The organism is Actinoplanes sp. TFC3, assembly GCF_001553785.1.
Classification (GTDB): Bacteria; Actinomycetota; Actinomycetes; order Mycobacteriales; family Micromonosporaceae; genus Actinoplanes.
In genome coordinates this window covers 1,697,194-1,716,755 of record NZ_LOJP01000001.1, presented here as the reverse complement: position 1 = coordinate 1,716,755, position 19,562 = coordinate 1,697,194, and the positions used below count along the sequence as shown (strand labels likewise).

The window sequence follows — 19,562 nt, the reverse complement described above, 5'->3', positions numbered from 1 at the left end:
CGGGTGATCCCGCCGCGCTCGCCAGGGCAGGCGGGATCAACCGGGGACTCGCATCATCGCGGCCGGACGCGTGAACGTGCGCTCGTAATAGACAAGCGGCTCGGCGGCGCCGGTGAACGTGGCGGTCACCCGGCCGATCAGGATGCTGTGATCCCCGCCGTCGGCCACCGTGTGCAGGTCACACGCCACCCGGGCGGCGGCCCCGGGCAGCCCGGGCAGCCCCAGCTCGCACGGCACCATGTCACCGCCGGTGAAGCGGTCCACCCCGGAACGCGCGAACTGGCGGGCCACGCCCTCCTGATCCACGGCCAGCACGTTGATCAGGAAGGCACCGGTGCCGGTGAAAGCCGCGTGGGTGCTGGCCGCCTTGCCCAGGCACACCATGACCAGCGGCGGCTCCAGCGACAGCGACGTGAAGGAGCTGGCCGTGAAGCCCCACCGGCGCCCGGCGGCGTCGATGGTGGTGGCCACGGCGACCGGCCCCGGCACCCGGGCCATGGCCGCACGGAACGCGTCGTGGGAAGTCACGCCACGAGCTGCCAGGGTTCCGGGGTGCGCCGGGCCAGCCGCGGCTTGGTGGCCATCCAGTAGGCCACCGAGCGGCGCAGCACCTCGGCCGGGTCGGACACCACCGACGTCGGCTCGAACGGCTCGGGCATGCTCGTGTACGCCTCGAACATGCCCAGCAGCTCAACCGCCTCGGCCTGCACCGGCGACAGGTATTCGTGCACCAGCGGCAGGTAGAAGCGGTGCCACTGGTCGGCCGAGAGCATCGGTGGGCGCGGCACCGGATCGAGTCCCTGACCGGCGCGCCACTCGTTGATCGAGCCCAGGATGATGTCGAGCATCCGGGTGAGCTGCAGGCAGTGGCTACCGGCCGCGACGGTTTCGATGACCCGCTCGGCCGGGGGCACACCCAGCGCGGCCTCGACGACGGCGTCGGCGACCTGGTCCACCGGGGCGATCTCGGCGTAGCCGTCCGGCTCGCCGACGACTACCGCGGCCAGCCCCGACACCAGGGTCTGCAGCAGCGTGTACGGGCCGCTGAACCGGGCGATCCCGCCGTCGTCGCGCCGGCCCAGGATCAGCGGCGGGCGCACGATCGTGGCGGCCCCCGGGTGCCCGCCGACCAGGCCCTCGCAGATCGACTTGGACCACTCGTAGCCGTTGCGGTAGCCGTCGAACTCGGGGACGCCCGACGCGGCGGTGCCGCCGTGCGCGAGGTAGGCGGTGGACACGTGCACCAGGTGGGTGCCGGGGCCGGCGAGTTCCAGGGCGGCGCGCAGCGGGGCGATCGTGGCGCTGGTGGCCTCGTCGCGGCTCATGGTCCACCGGGTCGAGGCGGCCGTGTGCACCATGACGTCCCAGTCACGGCGCAGGTGCTCGGGGGCGGGCTCACTGCCCATGTTCCAGGCGATCACGTCGCTGCCCGCCGGGGCGCGCCGGGCCACCTGCACCGGGGTATGGCCCTTGGCGGTCAGCTTGCGGCACACCTCGGTGCCGACGACGCCGGCCGCGCCGGTTACCAGAATTTGCACGGTTCGCTCTCCAGAGTTCTCAGGCCGGCCGGAACACGAGCGTCGAGTTGTGACCGCCGAAGCCGAAGGAGTTGCTGATGGCGGGCGCGGGCTCGGCGGCGCGCGGAGTGCCGGTCACCACGTCGAGCTGCACGCCGTCGTCGGGGCGCTCGAAGTTGGCGACCGGTGGCAGCAGCTTCTGCTCAAGGCTCAGCACGGTGACCACCGCCTCGAACGAGCCGGCGGCGCCGAACATGTGCCCGACCACGCCTTTGGGGGCAGTCAGCGGTGGCGGGGTGGCGCCGAACACCTGCGCGATGGCCTTGGCCTCGGCTTGGTCGTTGCGCGGGGTGGACGTGCCGTGCGCGTTGATGTGGCCCACCTCGGCCGGGTCGAGACCGGCGTCGGCGAGGGCCTCACTCATGCAGCCAGCGGCCACCGAACCGTCGCGGCGGGGCATGACGATGTGGAAGGCGTCGCAGTTGGTGCCGTACCCGGCCAGCTCGGCGTAGATGCGCGCGCCGCGAGCCTCGGCGTGCTCGCGCTCCTCCAGCACCAAGAAGGCTGCACCTTCGCCCATGATGAAGCCGTCGCGTCCGGCGTCGAACGGGCGGGAAGCCTCGTGCGGGGCGTCGTGGCGTGACGACAGGGCGCCGATGCGTTGGAACGCGTCCATGATGACCGGGTCGAACTGGCTGTCCGCGCCACCCGCGACGACCGCGTCCACCCGGCCGTACTGGATCATCCGCAGCGCCTCGCCGATGGCGTTGCTGCCGCTGGCGCAGGCGGTGGAGTACGTCATCGAGGGCCCGCGCAGGCCGAAGTGCTTGCTGATGCCCGCGGCGGTGGTGTTGGGCATCGAGCGGGCGGCGGTGTACGCGTCGAGGCGGATGTCGCCGCGGGCCACCCCGGCACCGCCCACCGCGGGCCCGGTGCCGCCGACGCCGACGGCGACGCCGTAGCGCACCGGATCGCCGGTGGGCTCGAAGCCGCTGTCGGCCACCGCGTCCCGGGCCGCGGCAATGCCCAGCCGGGCCGTACGGTCCAGGCCCGGCAGCTCCCGATGGCCGAAATAGGCGCCGGCGTCGAACCCGGTGACCGGGCAGCCCAGCGGCGGCTGCACCGCGGCGTCGACCAGGTGACCGACGAGCTGACCGGCGGACTTGCCGGCCAGCAGCGCCTCGAACGACTGCCGGGCGGTCAACCCCGCCGGGGTCTTGGCCCCCAGCCCGGTGACCACAACGCGCCTCATGCCTTCACCCCGTGCGGGGCGCTGGGCAGCGTGGCGACGTAGGCCACCACGTCGTTGGGGGTGCGTACGTCGCGGATCTGGTCGACGTCGATGCGCACCCCGAGGGCCCGCTCGATGCGCACGCCGATCTCCATGAGTTCCAGGCTGTCCACGTTGTAGCTGTCGACGAGGTCGTCACCGCCGGCAATGGTTTCCGGTGCGACGCCGAGGACCTCGCCGATCGCCTTGCGCACGATCTGCATCGTCTCGGGCTCGGACATGCTCATCCCTCTTTCTTCTGGGGCATCCAGTCGCTCGGCAGCGCGAGGGGGTAACCGGACGCCTCGTTGAGCGGCAGCACCTCCCGGGCCAGCCGCAGCGCCGGGTAGAGACCCTCGGGGCGCCGGATCGACGGCGGCTTTCCGGTGAACCCGAGGTCGCGTTCGAAGGCACGGGCGTACGCCAGCAACTGCTCGGTCACCTCATCAAGCTCGGCCTGGTCCCGGGCCGCAGCGCTGCGCGCGATCAGCTGCAGGCCCTGCTCGACCACCTCGTCGCTGAGCCCGGCGAACGGGTCGGTCAGCGGGTCGTCAAAGTCGGGCACCCCGCCGCCGGCGGCCAGCGAGCGCAAACCCAGGCAGCGCAGCACCACCGAGCGCGCGGACCAGGCGGCCACCCCGATGCGAGCGTCGCGAGCAGCGCCCACGAAGTCCTCGACACTGGCGTGCACGTCCATCAGCAGGTGATAGGTGCCGATGCTGTGGAAGGCCATCCACCGGCGCGCGTCGTCAACAGCCGTGGCCCTCACGCTTGTTCTCCGTCCGTGATGGACAGCCAGACCAGCCCTTGCCGGGCGAGCAGGACCGTCTCGTCGTCCAGGGCCGAGGCGGGCCCGCGCCAGATCACCCGGTCGTCGCCGCTGTCGCCGAAACCTGCGGCGGTGCTTTCCACGCCGCGTGTCCCCCAGCGGTGCAGCAGGGTACGACCGCGGATTTCGCTGCGTTCCACGTCGGGCATCAGCGCGAACTGCACCACAGGGTCGGCCGGGAACGGGTGCAGGCTCTGCAGGATGTCCTCGACCGCGTCGTTGTAGCCCTTGGCTTCGCCGGCGCGTACCGGTGTGGTGGTCAGGAACCGGTAGGTGTCGCTGAGCTCGGGGGCGGCGCTGCGCTGCAGCTTGGCCAGAATCCATTTGGCGCCCACGTACAGCTCACCGACCCGCGCGGCGGCGATCTCCAGCGCGGCAAGTCCGGCGTCACAGTAGCGTTGGGCGGCCAGCCGGGGGTCGGTGTCGCGCAGCATCCGCGCGGCGGTCCGCTGACGCAGGGCCTCTCGGCTCCACCAGTGCACCGCGTACTCGGTGACCGGGGCGGCCAGGGCCGCCTGCCACGCCAGCCATTTGTCGTCACCGGCCAGCGGCAGGCTCACAGCGAGCCGGCCCACGCGCTGGAACCGGCGCAGCGAGTCCTTCCAGTCGGTGCGGTTGACCAGCACGCCGTCGTAGCCGGGGGTGGCGAGCAGCTCGTCGACCGAGCGCGTCCAGTCCAGCGACAGGTAGTTGATGTCGACGGGCAGGCCCAGCACGTGCGAGGAGATCGGGATGTTGGTGACCTGCGCGTCGACGAACACCAGCAGGTCGACGTCGCTTTCCTCGTTGCCGAAGCCCTGCTGCACCGAGCCGGCGGCGACCACGAGCTCGGGTTCGCCGAAGCTGCCGGCAATCTGATCGGTGAGGTCGTCGATGGTGTGCTCGCGGCGGGCCAGGAACGTCTGCAGATGGCCACGCGAAACGTCAGCGTCCATTACCGCAGCACCCGCTGTTCGAGGCCGGAAAGCATGGAGTGGGCGCTCTCGCGCAACGCGGTGGCGGCGATGGGATTGAGCATGTCGGCGAGCAGCGGAATACCAATCTCAAAGTCGACGTACAACGTCACCGAGCATTTTCCCTCGTCAATGGGTACTACCGACCAGTAGCCATTGAACGCCTGCATGTCGCCGCTCTCCTGGGAGAACGTGACGACCCGGCGATCGTGGTCGAGCATCTCCTTCTCCACCCACTGCAGAACCGACCCGCGCAGCAGCACCGACCATTCCGCGAGCCGCTGACTGGCGTCCAAGTGCTCGATGATCCGCACCGAGCGCACGATCTGCGTGGCCTCAGGGTAGGCCTCAACGTCGGTCACCGTGGCCCAGGCATCATCGGCCCGAGCGGCGATGACCAGGGTTTCTTCTACGACGGGCATGACCCTCCTCAACGAGCTGCACCCGGCCCACCGCTGGCCACAGCAATCGCCGGGACACCGTTCGGCAACGGCGGCCGTCTATGCGCCAAGCGACAGTTACAGGTGTTAACAACGGGCCGAAGCTTATGACGCCGGGGCCGCCGGCAACGCTCGGCGATCGGTTTGTGTGCGCGACTGTACACACCGGAACGAACGAACGTGCATGAGCGGGATACACCCTCTGACCTGCCCCAAAAGGCAAATCTCCTGATCATGGGGGGTGCGCCACTGCACAGTGGACCGACGCCCGCGTTAATTCGTGAGTAAGTCTCATGAACTTTTCGAGGGATCGCAGTTGCTCAATCGAGATTGGTGCGCTTAGAGTCCCGTTGGCTCTATCGCCGACGTTTCGGGTCCGCGCTTCTGCGGTTTTCCGCACTCGGCATTACCCGCGATGGCGGGTCGCCTTCGCATCACTTTCCCCCGCGGAGTTCGCATGCGCTTCCACGTCATGAGCATTCCCTTGTCCGCCGACCCGGAGACACCTGCCGGACCGGAATACGAGCGCCTCGTCGCCCTGGCGTGCGCAGCCGAAACCCACGGCTTCGACGGCTTCTGGATCGCCGAGCATCACTTCAACCGTTACGGCGGCATCGTGCCGCTGGCCGGCGTGCTGCTGGCCCACCTCGCCGCCCGTACGCACACGCTGCGGCTGGGCACCGCTGCCGCCATCCTGCCGCTGCGCGACCCGCAGACCACCGTCGAGGAGTTCGCGATGGTGGACGCGCTGTCCGGCGGCCGGCTGGAACTCGGCGTGGGCCGCGGCTTCGTTGCCCCGGAGTTCGCCGGGCGCGGCGTCGACATGGCCGAGCGCGGCCCCCGGTTCGCCGCCGGGCTGGCGGCCATCGAGGCGTACCTGAGCGGCTCGGGCCCGGTCGGTCCACGCCTGGATGGCGATGGCAGCGGGCCCGACCTGCTGCCCCGCCCGGCGCAGCCGCGGGTGCCCGTGTGGCTGGCCGTGTCGACCAGTTTGGACAGTTGCCGGCACGCGGGCACAGCCGGGCACGGGCTGATGCTCAACCCGTACAACCGCAGCGACGACGAGGTCGACGCGGCCATCGAGGCGTACCTGAGCGCATGGCAGGCGGCCGGGCACCCGGACGGCACCGCCCCGCGGATCCTGGCCAACCAGCTCATGTACGCCGCCACCAGCACCGCCGAGGCCGAACGGCACGCCCGCCCGGCCGTCGACTCCTACCTCACCGGGGTGCAGCAGTCCTTCAAGCCCACCGCCGGTCTGTCGCTCACTTCGCACGGCTTCGACGACCTGTACCCCGGCAAGCTGCTCGTTGGGCCCCCGGAGTTGCTGCGCGAGAAGGTGCTCGACTGGCAGCGGCGCGGCGTCACCGACATCTCCGTGATGAGCCACTTCGGCAGCCCGGTGGCCGCCGGGGCCGACGAGTCGCTGGCGTTGTTCGCCAGCGAAGTCCTGCCGCACCTGGCGGCCGCGCCGGAGGCGGCGGCCGTGCGATGAGCAGCCGCGGGTATTACGACCTGGTCCGGCGCACGCCGCTGCACGCCATCGCCGACGGCGGCTCCACCACCTACCTCAAGGACGAGACCAAGCAGGTCACCGGCGCGTTCAAGTTCCGGGGCAACGTCAACTACCTGCTGCGCAACGCCGACCCGCAGGTGGTCACCGCCTCCACCGGCAACCACGGCCTCGGGCTGAGCACGGCCGGAGCTGCGCTGCAGCGCGGCGTGCGGGTGCTCGTGCCCAAGGGGACCCCCGACATCAAGCTGGACAAACTCGGCCGGGCCGGGGCCGAGGTGGTCATCTCGGGCAGCACCTACGACGAGACCCGGCAGAGCGCCATTGAGGACGCCGCGCGCCGGCACTGCGCGTACGTCCCCAGCTTCGACCATCCCGACATCATCGCCGGGCACCGGCGGCTGTTCGACGAGGCCCTGGAGCAGATCGGTGGCCACCCCGAGCGGGTGTACGTGCCGGTCGGCGGCGGTGGCCTGTACGCCGCCGCGCTGGACGCGATGGCGGGCACCGGCGTTGAGGTGGTGGGCGTCGAGCTGGCCGCCATCCCGGCGATGCACCGGTCGCTGGCCGCCGGGCACCGCGTCGAGGTGCCGGTGCCGATGGGTTGCCAGGCCGAGGGGCTGGCGGTGGCGCTGGTCGGCGAGATCGCATTCGCCACCGCCCGGCGCCACCGGGGCCGCATCGTGCTGGTCGACGCGGCCGGGCTGTCCGAGGCGATGCGCTGGGTGTGGCGCACCGCCGGCGTACAGGTCGAGGGGGCGGGCGCCGCTGCGGTGGCCGGCCTGCGCGCGGACCGCGCGGGCGGGTCGAGCCTGTGCGTGCTGTCCGGCGGAAACATCGACGAATCCCTGTGGCGGGCCGTCGTGGAAGACCACCGCGACCTGTCCGCCGGCGAAGACTGAGAGCGAGGTTCTCGTGCAACCAACGGCATCCGAGCCCGGGGAACCAGCCCGGCGGCGGCGCATCGGCGTCATCGGCGGCGTCGGTCCCCTGGCCACCGCGTGGCTCTACGAGCGCCTGGTCGCGCTCAGCGATCCGCGCGGCAGCGGGCACTACCCCGACATCGTCATCCACAACCTGCCGTTCGAGGTGCGCAGCGAGGTCGCGTTCGTGGCCGGCGACGACGCGGGCGAGGACGCCGAGCACCTCACCGACCAGCTCGTGCGCTCGGTGCGGGTGCTGGCCACCGCGGGCGCCGGGCACGTCCTGCTGCCCTGCAACACCCTGCACTCGCTGCTACCCGCCGTACGGGCCCGGCTCGGCACGCAAGCCCCGCAGGTCGCGCACATGCCGCAGCTGACCGCGCAGGCCGTACCGGCCGGGTCGCGGGTGCTGGTGCTCGGCACCGGGGCGACCGTGCGCCTGGACTACTACGGTGGCCTGCTGCGCGAGCGCGATTGCACGGTGACCTATCTGGACTCCGGCGACCAGGACTGGCTGGAGACCCTGATCCAGCGGGCGATCAGCGAGAACCTGGCCGGCCTGTGGCCCGCGATCGAGCAGATGGTGGCGGCGCATGTGGCCGTACGCCGCCCCGATGTGGTCCTGCTCGCCTGCACCGACCTGGACACCCTCGGGCTCGACCAGGTGGCCGGCATTCCCGCGATCGGTTCGCTGCAGACGCTCGCCGGGCACGGTGTGACGTGGCTGCGCGGCGAACAGGACGTGCTCGCCGGAGCCGCACGGTGAAGGGCTGGAGCGAGGTTTCCGACGCCTCCGCGCTGCTCGGTGCCGAACCGGCGCAGCGGCTGATGGACTGGCTGGTCGGCACCGTTGCGGCACCGGCTCCCGAACTCGGCCGGCCCGGCGCGTTGTGCCCGTTCGTCCGGCCATCGTTGGACGCTCGGAAATTGTTCGCTGTGGTCGTACCCGGATCCCCGGAATCGACAGCGACAGAGACGGCCGTGCGCCGGGAGACCCAAGCGTTCCTGAACGCGGCGCCGACCCGCTCCGACCCTCGCTCGGTGCACAAAAGCCTGCTCATCGTCCTGCCCGACGCCCAACGCGAGCAGGAAGTCACCACGCTGGTCGCGCGCATCAAGCTCGACCTGATCCGGTCCGGCATGACGTGCGGCGAGTTCTATCCCCAATGCGACGACCGCAGCGTGCGCAACGGCGAGGTCAAGGTCGCCACCTCACCGATGCCGCTGATCGCGCTGCGCTACCTCACCAAGCACGACGAGCTTTTCTTGCGTTCCCAGCCCCAGTACTACCCCAGTTATCAAGAGTGGAGAAGTCATGCCGAGCGATCCTCCTGAGATCTTCGCCGTCGGCGACGCCAGCGCGGTGGCCGGCATCGTGCATCCCGACCGGCCCAGCGAGCTTGAGGTCCTGACCCCGCAGCGCACCGGCATCGTTGTGGTCACCCCTGCCGGTGACGGTTCCGTCGTCGAGCTGACCTGGCACGGCGACGCGGGCACCGATCCCGATGCCGCGCAGCTCGATGGCCTGCGAGTGGCCGCCCGAGCCGCGCAGAAAGTCTTTCCCCAAGCCCCTCTGACGGTACGAGCCCAAGCCGCCGATCTCACCGCTGACGGCTTCACCATCGTCGCACCGGGTGTGCTGACCCGCCCGGCCGGCCCGTTCCCGCTGCGCACCGACAAGGCCGACGACGCCGACGGCGTCTACGCCGAACCGCTGAGTACCCCGTGGAACTTCGTGCCGGCCGAGACTCCCGCGTACGCCGCGCTGCAGCACACCGCGCCGAGCCGCGTGCTCGACCTGGGCTGCGGGCACGGCAAGAACACCCGCATCCTGCGCCGCTGGGGTCACGAGGTGGCCGGCATCGACGTGTCCCCGCTGGCCGTCGAACGCTGCCGGGTGTACGTGCCGGGCACCCGCTTCGAGGTGGCGTCCGCCGACGACCTGCCGTTCGACAGCGATTCGTTCGACGCGGTGGTCGACGTGGGCTGCCTGCACTACCTCGACGACGACACCCGGCGCCGCTCGGTCGACGAGATCTGCCGCGTGCTGCGCCCCGGCGGCGTGCTGCACAGCCGGATGTTCAAGCCACGCCCGGCCACCTGGCTGGCCGCGCAGCCGTTCACGACCGAGAAATTCGGACTCACCGACGAGCAGGTGGCCGGGCTGTTCGCGGGCCGGTTCGCCGTCCGTACCCACCGTGACGACCCAGACATGCATTACTTGCGCTGCGAGTTCATCGGCGCCCGCGACGAGGTGGTTTCCGCATGAGTACCGAGTTGACGCTGCTCGCCGGTGGGCGATCGACCGAGCATGACGCGAGCCTGCATTCGTACGACCACCTCGCCCGGGTGCTGGCCGCCGATGCCGGGTTCACCGTCGCAGCCGTGGTCTACATCGGCCGCGACGGCACCGCCTGGCGGCACGAGGGCCTGCCCCCGGGCATCGACGCGCTGATCAACACCGGCTCGGCCAAGCCGCTGACCCCGGCCGAACTCGTCGACCAGCTGCGCTCCGGCCCCCCGGTGTTCTCGCTGCTGTTCGGCACCGAGGGCGAGGACGGCGCCTGGCAGGGCTTGGCCGAGGTTTTCGACCTGACGGGCAGCTTCGGCCCGGTCGCGGCGGCCGCGGTGTCGATGCACAAGCTGGCGTTCTCGGCCGCCGCCGTGGCCGTGGAGCCGCGCCTGGCTATGCCGGACAGCTGGATCATCCGCGCCGACGACCCGCGGCACGGGCCGGCCAACGCGCTGGCCGCGCTGGCCGGGCGCGCCTGTGTCGTCAAACCCAACAGCATGGGCGCTTCGCTGCTCACGACGTACCTGGAAAAGCCCGACGTGGAATCGCTTACCGCTGCGGTGCGGGCGATCAGCGACTACGACACGTTCGCGCTGGTGCAGGAGTACATCGAGGGCGACGAGCACACGATCGGGGTGTTCGAGGACGCCGAGGGCCCGCACGTGCTGCCGATCGTGCGCGCCGAGACGGACAGCCCGCTGCTGGGTCATGACGAGAAACACCGCGACGGGCTGGTGTCGGTGGAGTTCGTCGACCCGATGAGCCGCGCGGGCATGGAGCTGGCGGCAATCTGCCTGCGGGTGTACCGGCTCATGGGCTTCCGGCTGTGGTGCCGCTTCGACATCATCTGGGACCGCCGGCGCGACCGCCCGGTGATCCTCGAGGCCAACTCGATGCCCGGGCTCATGCAGGGCAGCGTCTTCCCGGTGATGCTCGAACGCGGCGGCTACCGGCTGACCGATCTCATCCGGTACGGCATCAGCGCGGTCACCGCCCAGCGCAACAAGGTGCTGCCGTACGACATCGAGCCACACGCGATCCCGCAGGAGGCCTCGTAATGCTCATCTTCGTCTTCCCCACTGCCCGCCAGCTCGCCGCGATCCGGCGGCACTGCGCCGGCACCAGCTATGTGGTGCTGACCCACCCGGACGTCCCGCACGGCGACGACACGGGTGCCGACCTGCGCGACGTCACCACCACCGACGTCAGCGACCTGCTGCGCGACTTGGACGCCCGGATCCTGTGCCTGCACGAACTTGGCATCTACTTCGTGCACCGCGAGCTGCCGCTGGGCGAAATCGGTTTCCCGCACTCCTGCCTCACCGCGGTCACCAAGGTCGCCATGGCCGACCTGCTGCAGGCCGGAGGGATGGCTACCGCACCGAAGCGGGCATTCCGGCTCGGCGAAGCGGCCGGGCTCGACGTGCAGTTCCCGTTCGTGGTCAAGCCGGACTTCGGGTTCGCCAGCCAGCTCGTCAACCGGATCGAGAACGCCGAGCAGTGGGCGGCGTACCAGCAGGTCGCCGCGGACCCGTCGGCGTGGCCGCTGCGCAAGCGCTACGCCGATGACTTCTACGCCGACATCCCCGAGGTGCTCGACGGCTTCGTCATTGAGCCGGACCTGTCGCCGCTGGAATTCCTGTCCGTGCCGTACGTCTACGACGGTGACATCGCCGTGTCGTTCCCGACCCGCGGGCTGCGCAGCGTGGCCACCGCCAACACCTCGTTCGCGTGGCGCGGCTTCGGCACCCCGGCCGGGCTGGGCACCGATGGGCTGGCCGAACTCGACAAGCTGCTCACCGGCCTGAGCTCGTACCTGGGGGTGCGCCCCGGCGTGTACGAGGTCGAGGCGTTGTGGGGACCCGAGGACGGGCTGACGTTCCTGGAGTTCTCCCCGCGTCCCACCGGTGGGCTCGTACCCGACCTGGTCGAGCATGCGTACGGCGTGGACATCGACGACCTGGCCATCTCCGCGTTCGTCGGCACCCCGGTTGCCGTGACCCGCACCGAGGCGAAAGCGTTTGCCGGGCTGCGCCGCGGACCGGATGACGACGCCCCGGCCGGGCGGACCGTGGTGCGCCGCGAACGCACCAGCGCCGGCCGGGTCCTGGTCGACGAGATCATCGAAGTGGCCACCTGATGTGCGGCATCGCCGGAACAGCGGGCCCGGGCGCGGGTCCCGGGCCGCTGGAAGCCGCGCTGGGCAGGCTGTTTCATCGCGGCCCCGACGACGGGCAGATCAGCAGCGGCCCGGGGTACGCCATCGGCTACCGCCGGCTGGCGATCCGGGCGGTCGGCGCCGACTTCGACGCCGGGCGCCAGCCGTTCCGCTCCGGTGACGGCCGGGTCACGCTGTACGGCGTCGGCGAGGTCTACAACTTCGACGAGCTGGCCGTCGAGACCGCCGCGTCGGTGCATCCGTGCGGCGGCGACATCGCTTCGCTGCTGGCGGTCTACCTGCGCGACGGCATCGCCGGGCTGGCCCGGGTGCGCGGCGAGTTCGCCTGTGTCATCCGCGACGAGCGCACCGGGCAGACGATCCTGGCCCGCGACACGGCCGGCATCAAGCCGCTGTTCTGGACGGTGCACGAGGGCCGGCTGCACTTCGCCTCCGAGATCAAGGGGCTGGCCGCGCTCGGGGTGCCGCTGACCGCCGACCCGCACGGCATCGCCGCCTACCTGCGGTTCAACTACCCGGTGCCACCCCGCACCTGGTACGAGGGAGTCCGCAGCGTGGCCCCCGGGACAGCGCTGGTGTGGACCGGCGGCACCGCCGCGGAGGTGCCGTTCGCCACCCTGGACATGCTGGCCCTGGACGTCAGGTCCGAGGACGAGGACATCCCCGGGTTGCTGGCCGACGCGGTGACGAGCCGGTTGGTCAGCGACGTGCCGCTCGGGTTCCACCTCAGCGGCGGTGTCGACAGCAGCCTGGTGTGCGTGCTGGCCGGGGCGGCCGGGGCACCGGCGTACACGCTGGAGTACGACCCGGATCCGGCCGGCCCGCGCGGGGACGCGTGGTGGGCCGCGCAGGTCGCCGGGGAGAACCGGCTGCGCCAGCGGCTGCTGCGGCTCACCGAGCAGCAGGCCACCCACGAGATCGACGCGTTCATCGCCACCCTGGATGCGCCGATCATGTCACCGGGCGCGCTGACGCCGTACTTCGTGGCGCGGGCGGCCCGCGAGGACAAGGTGCCGCTGCTGCTGGCCGGGCAGGGCAGCGACGAGGTGTTCCTGGGCTACAAGCGGTACGCCGAAGCCGCGGACGCCGGGCTGGGCGAGCTCGCCGGTATTGCCGCGAATGGCGAGCTGGCCGATCTGCACACGGTCGCGCCGGGGTGGCGTACCGCGTTCGAAGACGTGGACCGCGACATCGGTGCCCTGGCCGGACCGGCCGCCGAGGTGTCGTCCTTGTCGGCGTTCCAGATGCTGTACCTGCGCAGCTTCCTGCAGGAGATCCTGCGCATCGAGGACCACGCGCACACGGCTTGGTCGGTGGAGAACCGGCCGCCGTTGCTGGACACCGCGGTGATCGCGGCCGGGCTGAGCCGGGGCGCCCGGATGGGTAAGGCCGCGCTCGGCAAGCAGGTGCTGCACAAGATGTTGTCCGACCGGGGCAGCGTGGCCGCGCAGCGCCCCGGCAAGCAGCAGATGGCCATCACGATGCAACGCGCCGGCGGCTGGGCGCGCGGGGTGCTCACCGGCTCGGATGCGGTGGACGCCCTCGGGTTCTGCAATGCCGATGCGGTACGAGCCCTGGCCACCGCCGAGCAGGTGACCCGCCGTCAGCAGCGGTTGTTGTGGGCCCTGGCCAACCTGGTGCGCTGGTCGGCGCTGTCGGGAGTGAAGCTGTCATGAGCACGAGCCTCTCGCCGGTCGCCGTCGAAGAACGCGTGTGGCGCCACCGCACGGTTGCCCTGATGGGCATCGACGGCGCCGGCAAAACCACCCAGACCCGGCTGCTCGCCGGGCACCTGCGCGCCGACGGGGTCGACGCGCTGCCGCTGACCAACGACGCGGGCGGGGCGATCCGCGGTGCGCTGGACGGTTACGCGCGCTCGCAGGGCCACCCCGATCACGCCTCCCTGCTCGGCGACAAGGCCGCGTACCTGGCGTGGGCGGTCACCAAGGCCACCAGCCTGCACGCGGCGGCCCACCTGCTGGAGGACCGGCCGGACGCGGTGCTGGTGGCCGACCGGTACACGTACTGCCATTACGCCACCGACCGTTTGCAGGGCACCGACGCGGAACCGTTGCTACGGGCGCTGCACGCGGGCATCCCGGAACCCGACGTTGCCATCTTCATCGACGTGGACCCGGCGCTGGCCGCCCGGCGCACCCGCGAGCGAGGGCACGGGGTGGAAACCGTCGACACGCTGACCCGGTACCGGCGGGCCTATGTGGAGCTTGACGAGTTCAGCCGGTTCACCGTGGTCGACGGCACCGCGCAGCCGGCCGAGGTGCACCGGCGCGTCGTGCAAGTGCTGGCCACCGAGTCAGGCCGGCCGCAACTGGCCCTCCCCTGTGGGTGCGCGTAGGTGATGGATCGACTCGACGTCACCTTCGGGGGCCGGGCCGCGTGGCTGTACCGGCCGGCCGAACCGGGCCTGCACGGCATCGTTGTCATGGCGCACGGGCTCGGGCTGACCCGGCACGCCGGTCTTGAGCGGTACGCGGCCCGCTTCTGCAACGACGGCGTGGCTGTGCTCCTGTTCGACTACCGCGGGTTCGGCGACAGCGACGGCCGGCCCCGCCGCGTGGTCGATGTCGGCGCTCAACTGGCCGATTGGCGCGCGGCGGTGGCGCACGCGCGGTCGCTGCCCTGGGTGGACGAGCGCCGCGTCGCGGTGTGGGGTTCGTCGTTCTCCGGCGGGGACGCGCTGCGCCTGGCTGCCGAGGACTCGACGCTAGCCGCAGCGGTGGCCCAGTGCCCGTTCACCGACGGGCTCGCCTCGGCGCTGGCTCTGGGTGCTGGCGGCTTCCTGCGGCTGGTTCCCGCGCTGACCGCCGATCTGCTGCGCGCGGTCACCCGCCGGGCACCCGAACTCGTGGCGGCCGCCGCCGACCCGGGCACCCCGGCGCTCATGGTGGCCGGCAATGCCCGCGCGGGCTACCTGTCGCTGACCGCGCCCGACGGCAGCGCGCCGGAGAACCTGCTGGCCGCGCGCTCGGGGCTGGCGGTGCTCGGCTACCGGCCGGGCGCGTCGGCCCGGCGCATCAAGATTCCGCTGCTGGTGCACGTGTGCCTCGACGATGCGGTAGCGCCCGCCCCGGCCACCCGCAAGCACGTGGCACGGGTTCCGGGCGCCGAGGTGATCGAGGTGCCCGCCGGCCACTTCGACATCTATCACGGCGCCCTGTACGAGAACACCGTTGAGCGCCAGGCCGCGTTCCTGCGCCGCATCCTGTGGAGAAGACCGTGAGCAACCATCTCGACGTCCTGATCGTCGGTGCCGGGCTGTCCGGCATCGGCGCGGCGCACCGGCTGCAGACGCACTGCCCGGATCGCAGCTACGCCATCCTCGAGGCCCGCGATGCCAGCGGCGGTACGTGGGACTTCTTCCGCTATCCGGGGCTGCGCTCGGACTCGGACATGTTCACGCTGGGCTACCCGCTGCGCCCGTGGCTGCAGCCGAACGCGATCGCTGACGGCGCGTCGATCCTGGCGTACATCCGCGAGACCGCCACCGAGAACGGCATCGACAAGAAGATCCACTACGGCCGGCGCGTGGTGTCGGCGGCGTGGTCGAGTGAGCAGGCGCGCTCGACGCTGACCACCGCCGAGGGTACCGAGTGGACCTGCAATTTCCTCTACCTCTGCACCGGCTACTACCGCTACTCCAGCGGGCATGAGGTCGCGTTCCCCGGCATGGGCGACTACGCCGGTCACCTGGTGCACCCGCAGAACTGGCCGGCCGAGCTGGACTACGAGGGCAAGCGCGTTGTCGTCATCGGCAGCGGCGCGACCGCGGTGACCCTGGTGCCCGCGCTGGCCCAGCAAGCCGCGCACGTGACGATGGTGCAGCGCTCCCCCACGTACATGATTCCCCTGGCCAGCAAGGAGCCGCTGACCGCCAAGCTGGGCAAGCGGATGTCGCCCGAACGCGCGTCCCGGCTGATCCGCAAGCGCAACGTGGCGATGAACTTCCTGACCTTCCAGGCGTCGCGGCGCTGGCCGGAGAAGGTCGGCCAGATGCTGCGGGACCGGGTGGCCGGCGAGCTACCCGAGCACGTGAAGGTGGATCCACACTTCACGCCGCGGTACAAGCCGGGCGATCAACGGGTGTGCGGGGTGGCCGACGGCGACTTGTTCGCGGCGCTGCGTGAGGGCCGCACGTCGATCGTCACCGGCGAGGTCGAAACGTTCACCGAGAAAGGGCTGCGGCTCACCGACGGCCAGGAGCTGGAAGCCGACGTGGTTGTCACGGCTACCGGGCTGGTGATGGTGACCTTCGGCGAGGTGGCACTGTCGGTCGACGGCAAGGCGGTCAACTCGCGGCACCTGCAGGTCTACAAGCACCTGATGTTCTCCGGGCTGCCCAACCTGGCCTGGTGCGTGGGCTACACCAACGCGTCGTGGACCATGCGTGCCGACCTGAGCCACCAGTACGTGTGCCGGCTGCTCAACCACATGGCCCGGCGGCGCTACGACGTTGCCACGCCGGTGCCGAAGGACGCGGCCGGAAGCGACGAGCCACTGCTCAACCTGTCGTCGGGTTACGTGCTGCGCGCCAGCGACATCCTGCCCCGGCAAGGCACCGAGGGCCGGTGGAAGGTCCGCAACAACTATCTGCGGGACTGGCCGCGGATGAAGCTGACCCGGATCAACGACGGCGCGCTGGTGTTCAAGCGGCGGGTGAAGGCGTGAGCGAGCTGGACGAGCTGCTGACGGCCGCCGCGCCGGCCCGCCTCGAACGGGCCGGGGAGGGCGACGGGGAGCACGGGCACAGCGTTGCGGTGGTGGTCGATGAGCTGGCGCCTGCTGTGTTCGTACGCGGAGCCATCGATTTTGCTCTGGGAATTGCGCCGGAGGATGGCCGGGCCTGGCTGCGCGCCTTCACCCGGACCATTTTCCTGGCTGGGCGCCCGGCCACCGTGGCGTTGCGGTTCCCCGCCGCGAGCACCGGCGAAGGCCTGTCGTGGCACGGCCCGGCCCCGGCCGGCCAGCTGCGCAACCTGTCCCGGCTGCTGCACGCCTTCGAGGGCGCCAAGCCCGCGGGCTTCGGCTCGGAACCCGTGGTGGTGCACGTGCCGGGCCCGCCGAGCGGGACGTCCACCGAGGCCGCGGTCGCCTGCGCCGGCCTCACCATCGCCGAATACCTCGTGCACACCCACCACCTGCTCGCCGAGGCGGTGCTGCGCGGGCTGATCGGGCCCGGCGACACGCTCACCCTGCACCACCGCGACGACCTCGACGGCCCGGACGTGCTCGCCGCGCTCGCGCCCGGACGCGCCGCCGGCGTGCAGACCCGCATCACCCACGACCCGCGCGAACCCGGCCGTCTCCGGCTGTTCGCCCTGCTCACCTCGGATCGCAAGGAGCCTGCGCCATGACCGACGACGTCATCCCCGCCCGCGGCCAGTACACCGAACAGGCGCGCGAGCAACGGCTGGACTGGCTGCGGACCCGCACCGGGGTCCCGCTCGCCTCGGCCGGGGTGACCACCATCGAGGCGCAGACGCTGACCGGCAACCTGGAGAACTTCGCCGGTTCCGTGGAGGTGCCGGTCGGGCTGGCCGGGCCGCTGCTGTTCAACGGCGAGGCCGTTACCGGTTCCGTGGTGGCACCGCTGGCGACCACCGAGGGTGCGCTGATCGCGTCGGCGGCTCGGGGCAGCCGGGCGCTGACCATGGCCGGTGGGGTGAGCACCCGGGTGTTGTCGCAGCGGATGAACCGCGCGCCGGTGTTCGAGTTCGCCGACCTGGCCTCTGCCGCGCTGTTCGGCCGGTGGATCGAGGAGCACCGCGCCGAGCTGTCCGCCCAGGTGCGCCTGGTGTCCCGCTACGCGCGGCTGGCCGACGTGGACCTGTACCAGATCGGCCGGCTCGTGCACGTGCGGTTCGCGTACGAGACCGAGGACGCGGCCGGGCAGAACATGACCACCGCGGCTACCTGGCAGATCTGCCGCTGGGTGAGCGAGACGCTAGCCACTGACGACCGGCTGCGCCCGCTGCACGTGATGCTCGAAGGCAACATGAGCAGCGACAAAAAGGTCAGCGCGGTGTCCATGCTGGCCGGACGCGGCATCCGGGTCACCGCCGAGTGCGTGATCCCCGGCGCGGTGGTCGCGTCGGTGCTCAAGACCAGCACCGCGGCGATCGTCAAGGCGCACAACCTGGCTCTGCTGGGCGGTCAGCAGGGCGGCATGCTGGGCTACGGCATCAACGCCGCGAACATCATTGCCGCGCTGTTCACCGCCACCGGCCAGGACATCGCCAGCGTGCACGAATCCGGTGTGTCCATCATGTCGCTGCGCGCCGAGGGCGAGGATCTGCTGGCCAGCATCCTGTTGCCCAACCTCGTGGCCGGCACGGTCGGCGGGGGCACCGCGCTGCCGCATCAGCGTGATTGGCTCAGCTCGCTGGGCTGCGCGGGGGCCGGTGGTGTGCGCCGGTTCGCCGAGATCGTCGCCGGTTTCGCGCTGGCGCTCGACGTGTCGACGGGGGCCGCGATGGCCAGCGGCCAGTTCGCCGACGCGCACCGCCGGCTGGGCCGCTCGAAGCACGTACCGTGGTTGCGCATCGACGACTTCGACCGCTCATTCCTGCAAAAGGCCTGGAAAACCCGGGACACCATCGCCGAGGTACGTCCACACCTGCGCCTGTCCGGCGACGGCATCACCAGCGAGTTGGGCGCCCTCGGCGAACGCCGCAAGTTCACCGGTCTGCTGCCGCTGAACGTGCGCTTCCAGGACTCGGAGCTCGACGTGATTGCCAAGGTGAAGGCGCGGGCCGAGGAGGTCATCGCCGGCATCGGTCAGGTGGCGAGCCTGTGCGGGCCCGAGGTCGGCCAGGCCTGGGAACGATGGGGGGCCGGCAGCGAGTTCAGCGGTACTCACAAGCGGGAACTGGCCGTCTACCGGCGTGACGAACCGGAGCTGACCGGGCTGCTACCCCGCTGCTACGGCGTTGTCGAGGAGGATGAACGGGAGGCGTACGTCGTCTTCATGGAACGCCTGCCCGCGACGGAGGTGACCTGGGACCGCGGGCACATCGACCGCGTCCTGCAGGCCATCACCCCGGTGCACGCCGCGTGGCTGGGCCGCGGCGAGGAGCTGACTTGGCTGCACCGCGATGCCGGGGAGAACCACCTGGTCAAGGCGCGCGAGTTGTGGGAGGCGCTGGCCCGCTACAACGCGGCCGAGCTGCCCGAGCTGATGGACGCGACACGGCTGGCCGGCGTGCTGCAGATCTCGGCGGACGCGGAGTTCTGGACGCAGGAACTGGCGGCGATGCCGCACACGTTGGTGCACAACGACTTCAACCCGCGCAACGTCAGCCTCACCGAGCACCGGGTGGTGGCCTACGACTGGGAGCTGGCCGACGTCAACGTGCCGCAGCGCGACGTGGCGGAGTTCCTGGCCTTCACGCTGACCCCGTCGGCCACCATCGCCGACGTCGACCACCACCTGGCGGTGCACGCCGCGGCCCTGGGTACCCGAGCGGATTGGCGCCGGGCCTACCAGTTGGCGTTGCACGAGTTGGTGCTGACCCGGCTGCAGCTGTACCTGGCCGCGCACACCCACCGCGAGTTCACGTTCCTGCCCGGCGTCGTGCACACCGCGTTCCACCTGCTCGGCCTGGAACAGAACCGGACGGTGGGCTGA

Annotated in this window: 20 protein-coding genes; 13 read left to right on the top strand and 7 right to left on the bottom strand. The window is 71.1% G+C overall.

The genetic code is table 11. The annotated features are described in order from the left end of the window. Positions 1 to 36 precede the first annotated feature (36 nt). The 7 genes from TFC3_RS07795 to TFC3_RS07765 are packed head-to-tail and all read right to left on the bottom strand — an operon-like array spanning position 37 to position 4,991. A complete protein-coding gene (locus TFC3_RS07795) occupies positions 37 to 528 on the bottom strand; it encodes a flavin reductase family protein (RefSeq protein WP_236718026.1) in 492 nt (163 codons plus the stop codon). Continuing rightward, the gene (locus TFC3_RS07790; RefSeq protein WP_067497431.1) at positions 525 to 1,538 is read right to left on the bottom strand and encodes an SDR family oxidoreductase; all 1,014 of its coding nucleotides are present in this window, start codon (positions 1,536 to 1,538) and stop codon (positions 525 to 527) included. Before TFC3_RS07790 ends, TFC3_RS07795 begins: the two co-directional genes overlap by 4 nt. Positions 1,539 to 1,557: 19 nt before the next feature. Continuing rightward, on the bottom strand, positions 1,558 to 2,769 hold the full coding sequence (locus TFC3_RS07785) for a beta-ketoacyl synthase (protein WP_067497428.1): 1,212 nt from the start codon (positions 2,767 to 2,769) through the stop codon (positions 1,558 to 1,560). After that, on the bottom strand, positions 2,766 to 3,035 hold the full coding sequence (locus TFC3_RS07780; protein ID WP_082771916.1) for an acyl carrier protein: 270 nt from the start codon (positions 3,033 to 3,035) through the stop codon (positions 2,766 to 2,768). The genes TFC3_RS07785 and TFC3_RS07780 overlap by 4 nt, the downstream gene beginning before the upstream one ends. Continuing rightward, the gene (locus TFC3_RS07775; protein ID WP_153040133.1) at positions 3,032 to 3,556 is read right to left on the bottom strand and encodes a hypothetical protein; all 525 of its coding nucleotides are present in this window, start codon (positions 3,554 to 3,556) and stop codon (positions 3,032 to 3,034) included. Before TFC3_RS07775 ends, TFC3_RS07780 begins: the two co-directional genes overlap by 4 nt. Further along, a complete protein-coding gene (locus tag TFC3_RS07770; protein WP_067497419.1) occupies positions 3,553 to 4,551 on the bottom strand; it encodes a hypothetical protein in 999 nt (332 codons plus the stop codon). The genes TFC3_RS07775 and TFC3_RS07770 overlap by 4 nt, the downstream gene beginning before the upstream one ends. Beyond that, a complete protein-coding gene (locus TFC3_RS07765) occupies positions 4,551 to 4,991 on the bottom strand; it encodes a type II toxin-antitoxin system RatA family toxin (protein ID WP_067497416.1) in 441 nt (146 codons plus the stop codon). Before TFC3_RS07765 ends, TFC3_RS07770 begins: the two co-directional genes overlap by 1 nt. 475 nt (positions 4,992 to 5,466) lie before the next feature. Between TFC3_RS07765 and TFC3_RS07760 the strand changes: the two genes are divergently transcribed. From TFC3_RS07760 to TFC3_RS07700, 13 genes are read left to right on the top strand one after another with little or no spacing between them, the layout of a single operon-like run. Next, the gene (locus TFC3_RS07760) at positions 5,467 to 6,504 is read left to right on the top strand and encodes an LLM class flavin-dependent oxidoreductase (protein ID WP_067497413.1); all 1,038 of its coding nucleotides are present in this window, start codon (positions 5,467 to 5,469) and stop codon (positions 6,502 to 6,504) included. Continuing rightward, positions 6,501 to 7,424, top strand: a complete 924-nt coding sequence (locus TFC3_RS07755) for a threonine/serine dehydratase (RefSeq protein WP_067497410.1) — start codon at positions 6,501 to 6,503, stop codon at positions 7,422 to 7,424. Before TFC3_RS07760 ends, TFC3_RS07755 begins: the two co-directional genes overlap by 4 nt. Before the next feature lie 13 nt (positions 7,425 to 7,437). Next, positions 7,438 to 8,211: an aspartate/glutamate racemase family protein gene (locus TFC3_RS07750; RefSeq protein WP_067497405.1), complete on the top strand. Its 774-nt coding sequence runs from the start codon at positions 7,438 to 7,440 to the stop codon at positions 8,209 to 8,211. Beyond that, positions 8,208 to 8,780, top strand: a complete 573-nt coding sequence (locus tag TFC3_RS07745) for a DUF6875 domain-containing protein (RefSeq protein ID WP_067497402.1) — start codon at positions 8,208 to 8,210, stop codon at positions 8,778 to 8,780. The genes TFC3_RS07750 and TFC3_RS07745 overlap by 4 nt, the downstream gene beginning before the upstream one ends. Continuing rightward, on the top strand, positions 8,761 to 9,714 hold the full coding sequence (locus TFC3_RS07740; RefSeq protein WP_067497400.1) for a class I SAM-dependent methyltransferase: 954 nt from the start codon (positions 8,761 to 8,763) through the stop codon (positions 9,712 to 9,714). Before TFC3_RS07745 ends, TFC3_RS07740 begins: the two co-directional genes overlap by 20 nt. After that, on the top strand, positions 9,711 to 10,796 hold the full coding sequence (locus TFC3_RS07735) for a hypothetical protein (protein WP_067497397.1): 1,086 nt from the start codon (positions 9,711 to 9,713) through the stop codon (positions 10,794 to 10,796). Before TFC3_RS07740 ends, TFC3_RS07735 begins: the two co-directional genes overlap by 4 nt. Continuing rightward, positions 10,796 to 11,878, top strand: a complete 1,083-nt coding sequence (locus TFC3_RS07730; protein WP_067497394.1) for an ATP-grasp domain-containing protein — start codon at positions 10,796 to 10,798, stop codon at positions 11,876 to 11,878. Before TFC3_RS07735 ends, TFC3_RS07730 begins: the two co-directional genes overlap by 1 nt. After that, positions 11,878 to 13,593, top strand: a complete 1,716-nt coding sequence (locus TFC3_RS07725; RefSeq protein WP_067497391.1) for an asparagine synthetase B — start codon at positions 11,878 to 11,880, stop codon at positions 13,591 to 13,593. The genes TFC3_RS07730 and TFC3_RS07725 overlap by 1 nt, the downstream gene beginning before the upstream one ends. Then, on the top strand, positions 13,590 to 14,273 hold the full coding sequence (locus TFC3_RS07720) for a hypothetical protein (RefSeq protein ID WP_067497388.1): 684 nt from the start codon (positions 13,590 to 13,592) through the stop codon (positions 14,271 to 14,273). The genes TFC3_RS07725 and TFC3_RS07720 overlap by 4 nt, the downstream gene beginning before the upstream one ends. A gap of 3 nt (positions 14,274 to 14,276) precedes the next feature. Beyond that, entirely contained in the window at positions 14,277 to 15,158 is an 882-nt protein-coding gene (locus TFC3_RS07715; protein ID WP_067506190.1) for an alpha/beta hydrolase, read from the top strand. Next, positions 15,155 to 16,603 carry an NAD(P)/FAD-dependent oxidoreductase gene (locus TFC3_RS07710; protein WP_067506193.1) on the top strand — a complete coding sequence of 483 codons (1,449 nt, stop codon included), beginning with the start codon at positions 15,155 to 15,157 and terminating at the stop codon, positions 16,601 to 16,603. The genes TFC3_RS07715 and TFC3_RS07710 overlap by 4 nt, the downstream gene beginning before the upstream one ends. Continuing rightward, on the top strand, positions 16,600 to 17,289 hold the full coding sequence (locus tag TFC3_RS07705; RefSeq protein WP_067497385.1) for a DUF6182 family protein: 690 nt from the start codon (positions 16,600 to 16,602) through the stop codon (positions 17,287 to 17,289). The genes TFC3_RS07710 and TFC3_RS07705 overlap by 4 nt, the downstream gene beginning before the upstream one ends. Continuing rightward, a complete protein-coding gene (locus TFC3_RS07700) occupies positions 17,286 to 19,562 on the top strand; it encodes a phosphotransferase (protein WP_067497382.1) in 2,277 nt (758 codons plus the stop codon). Before TFC3_RS07705 ends, TFC3_RS07700 begins: the two co-directional genes overlap by 4 nt.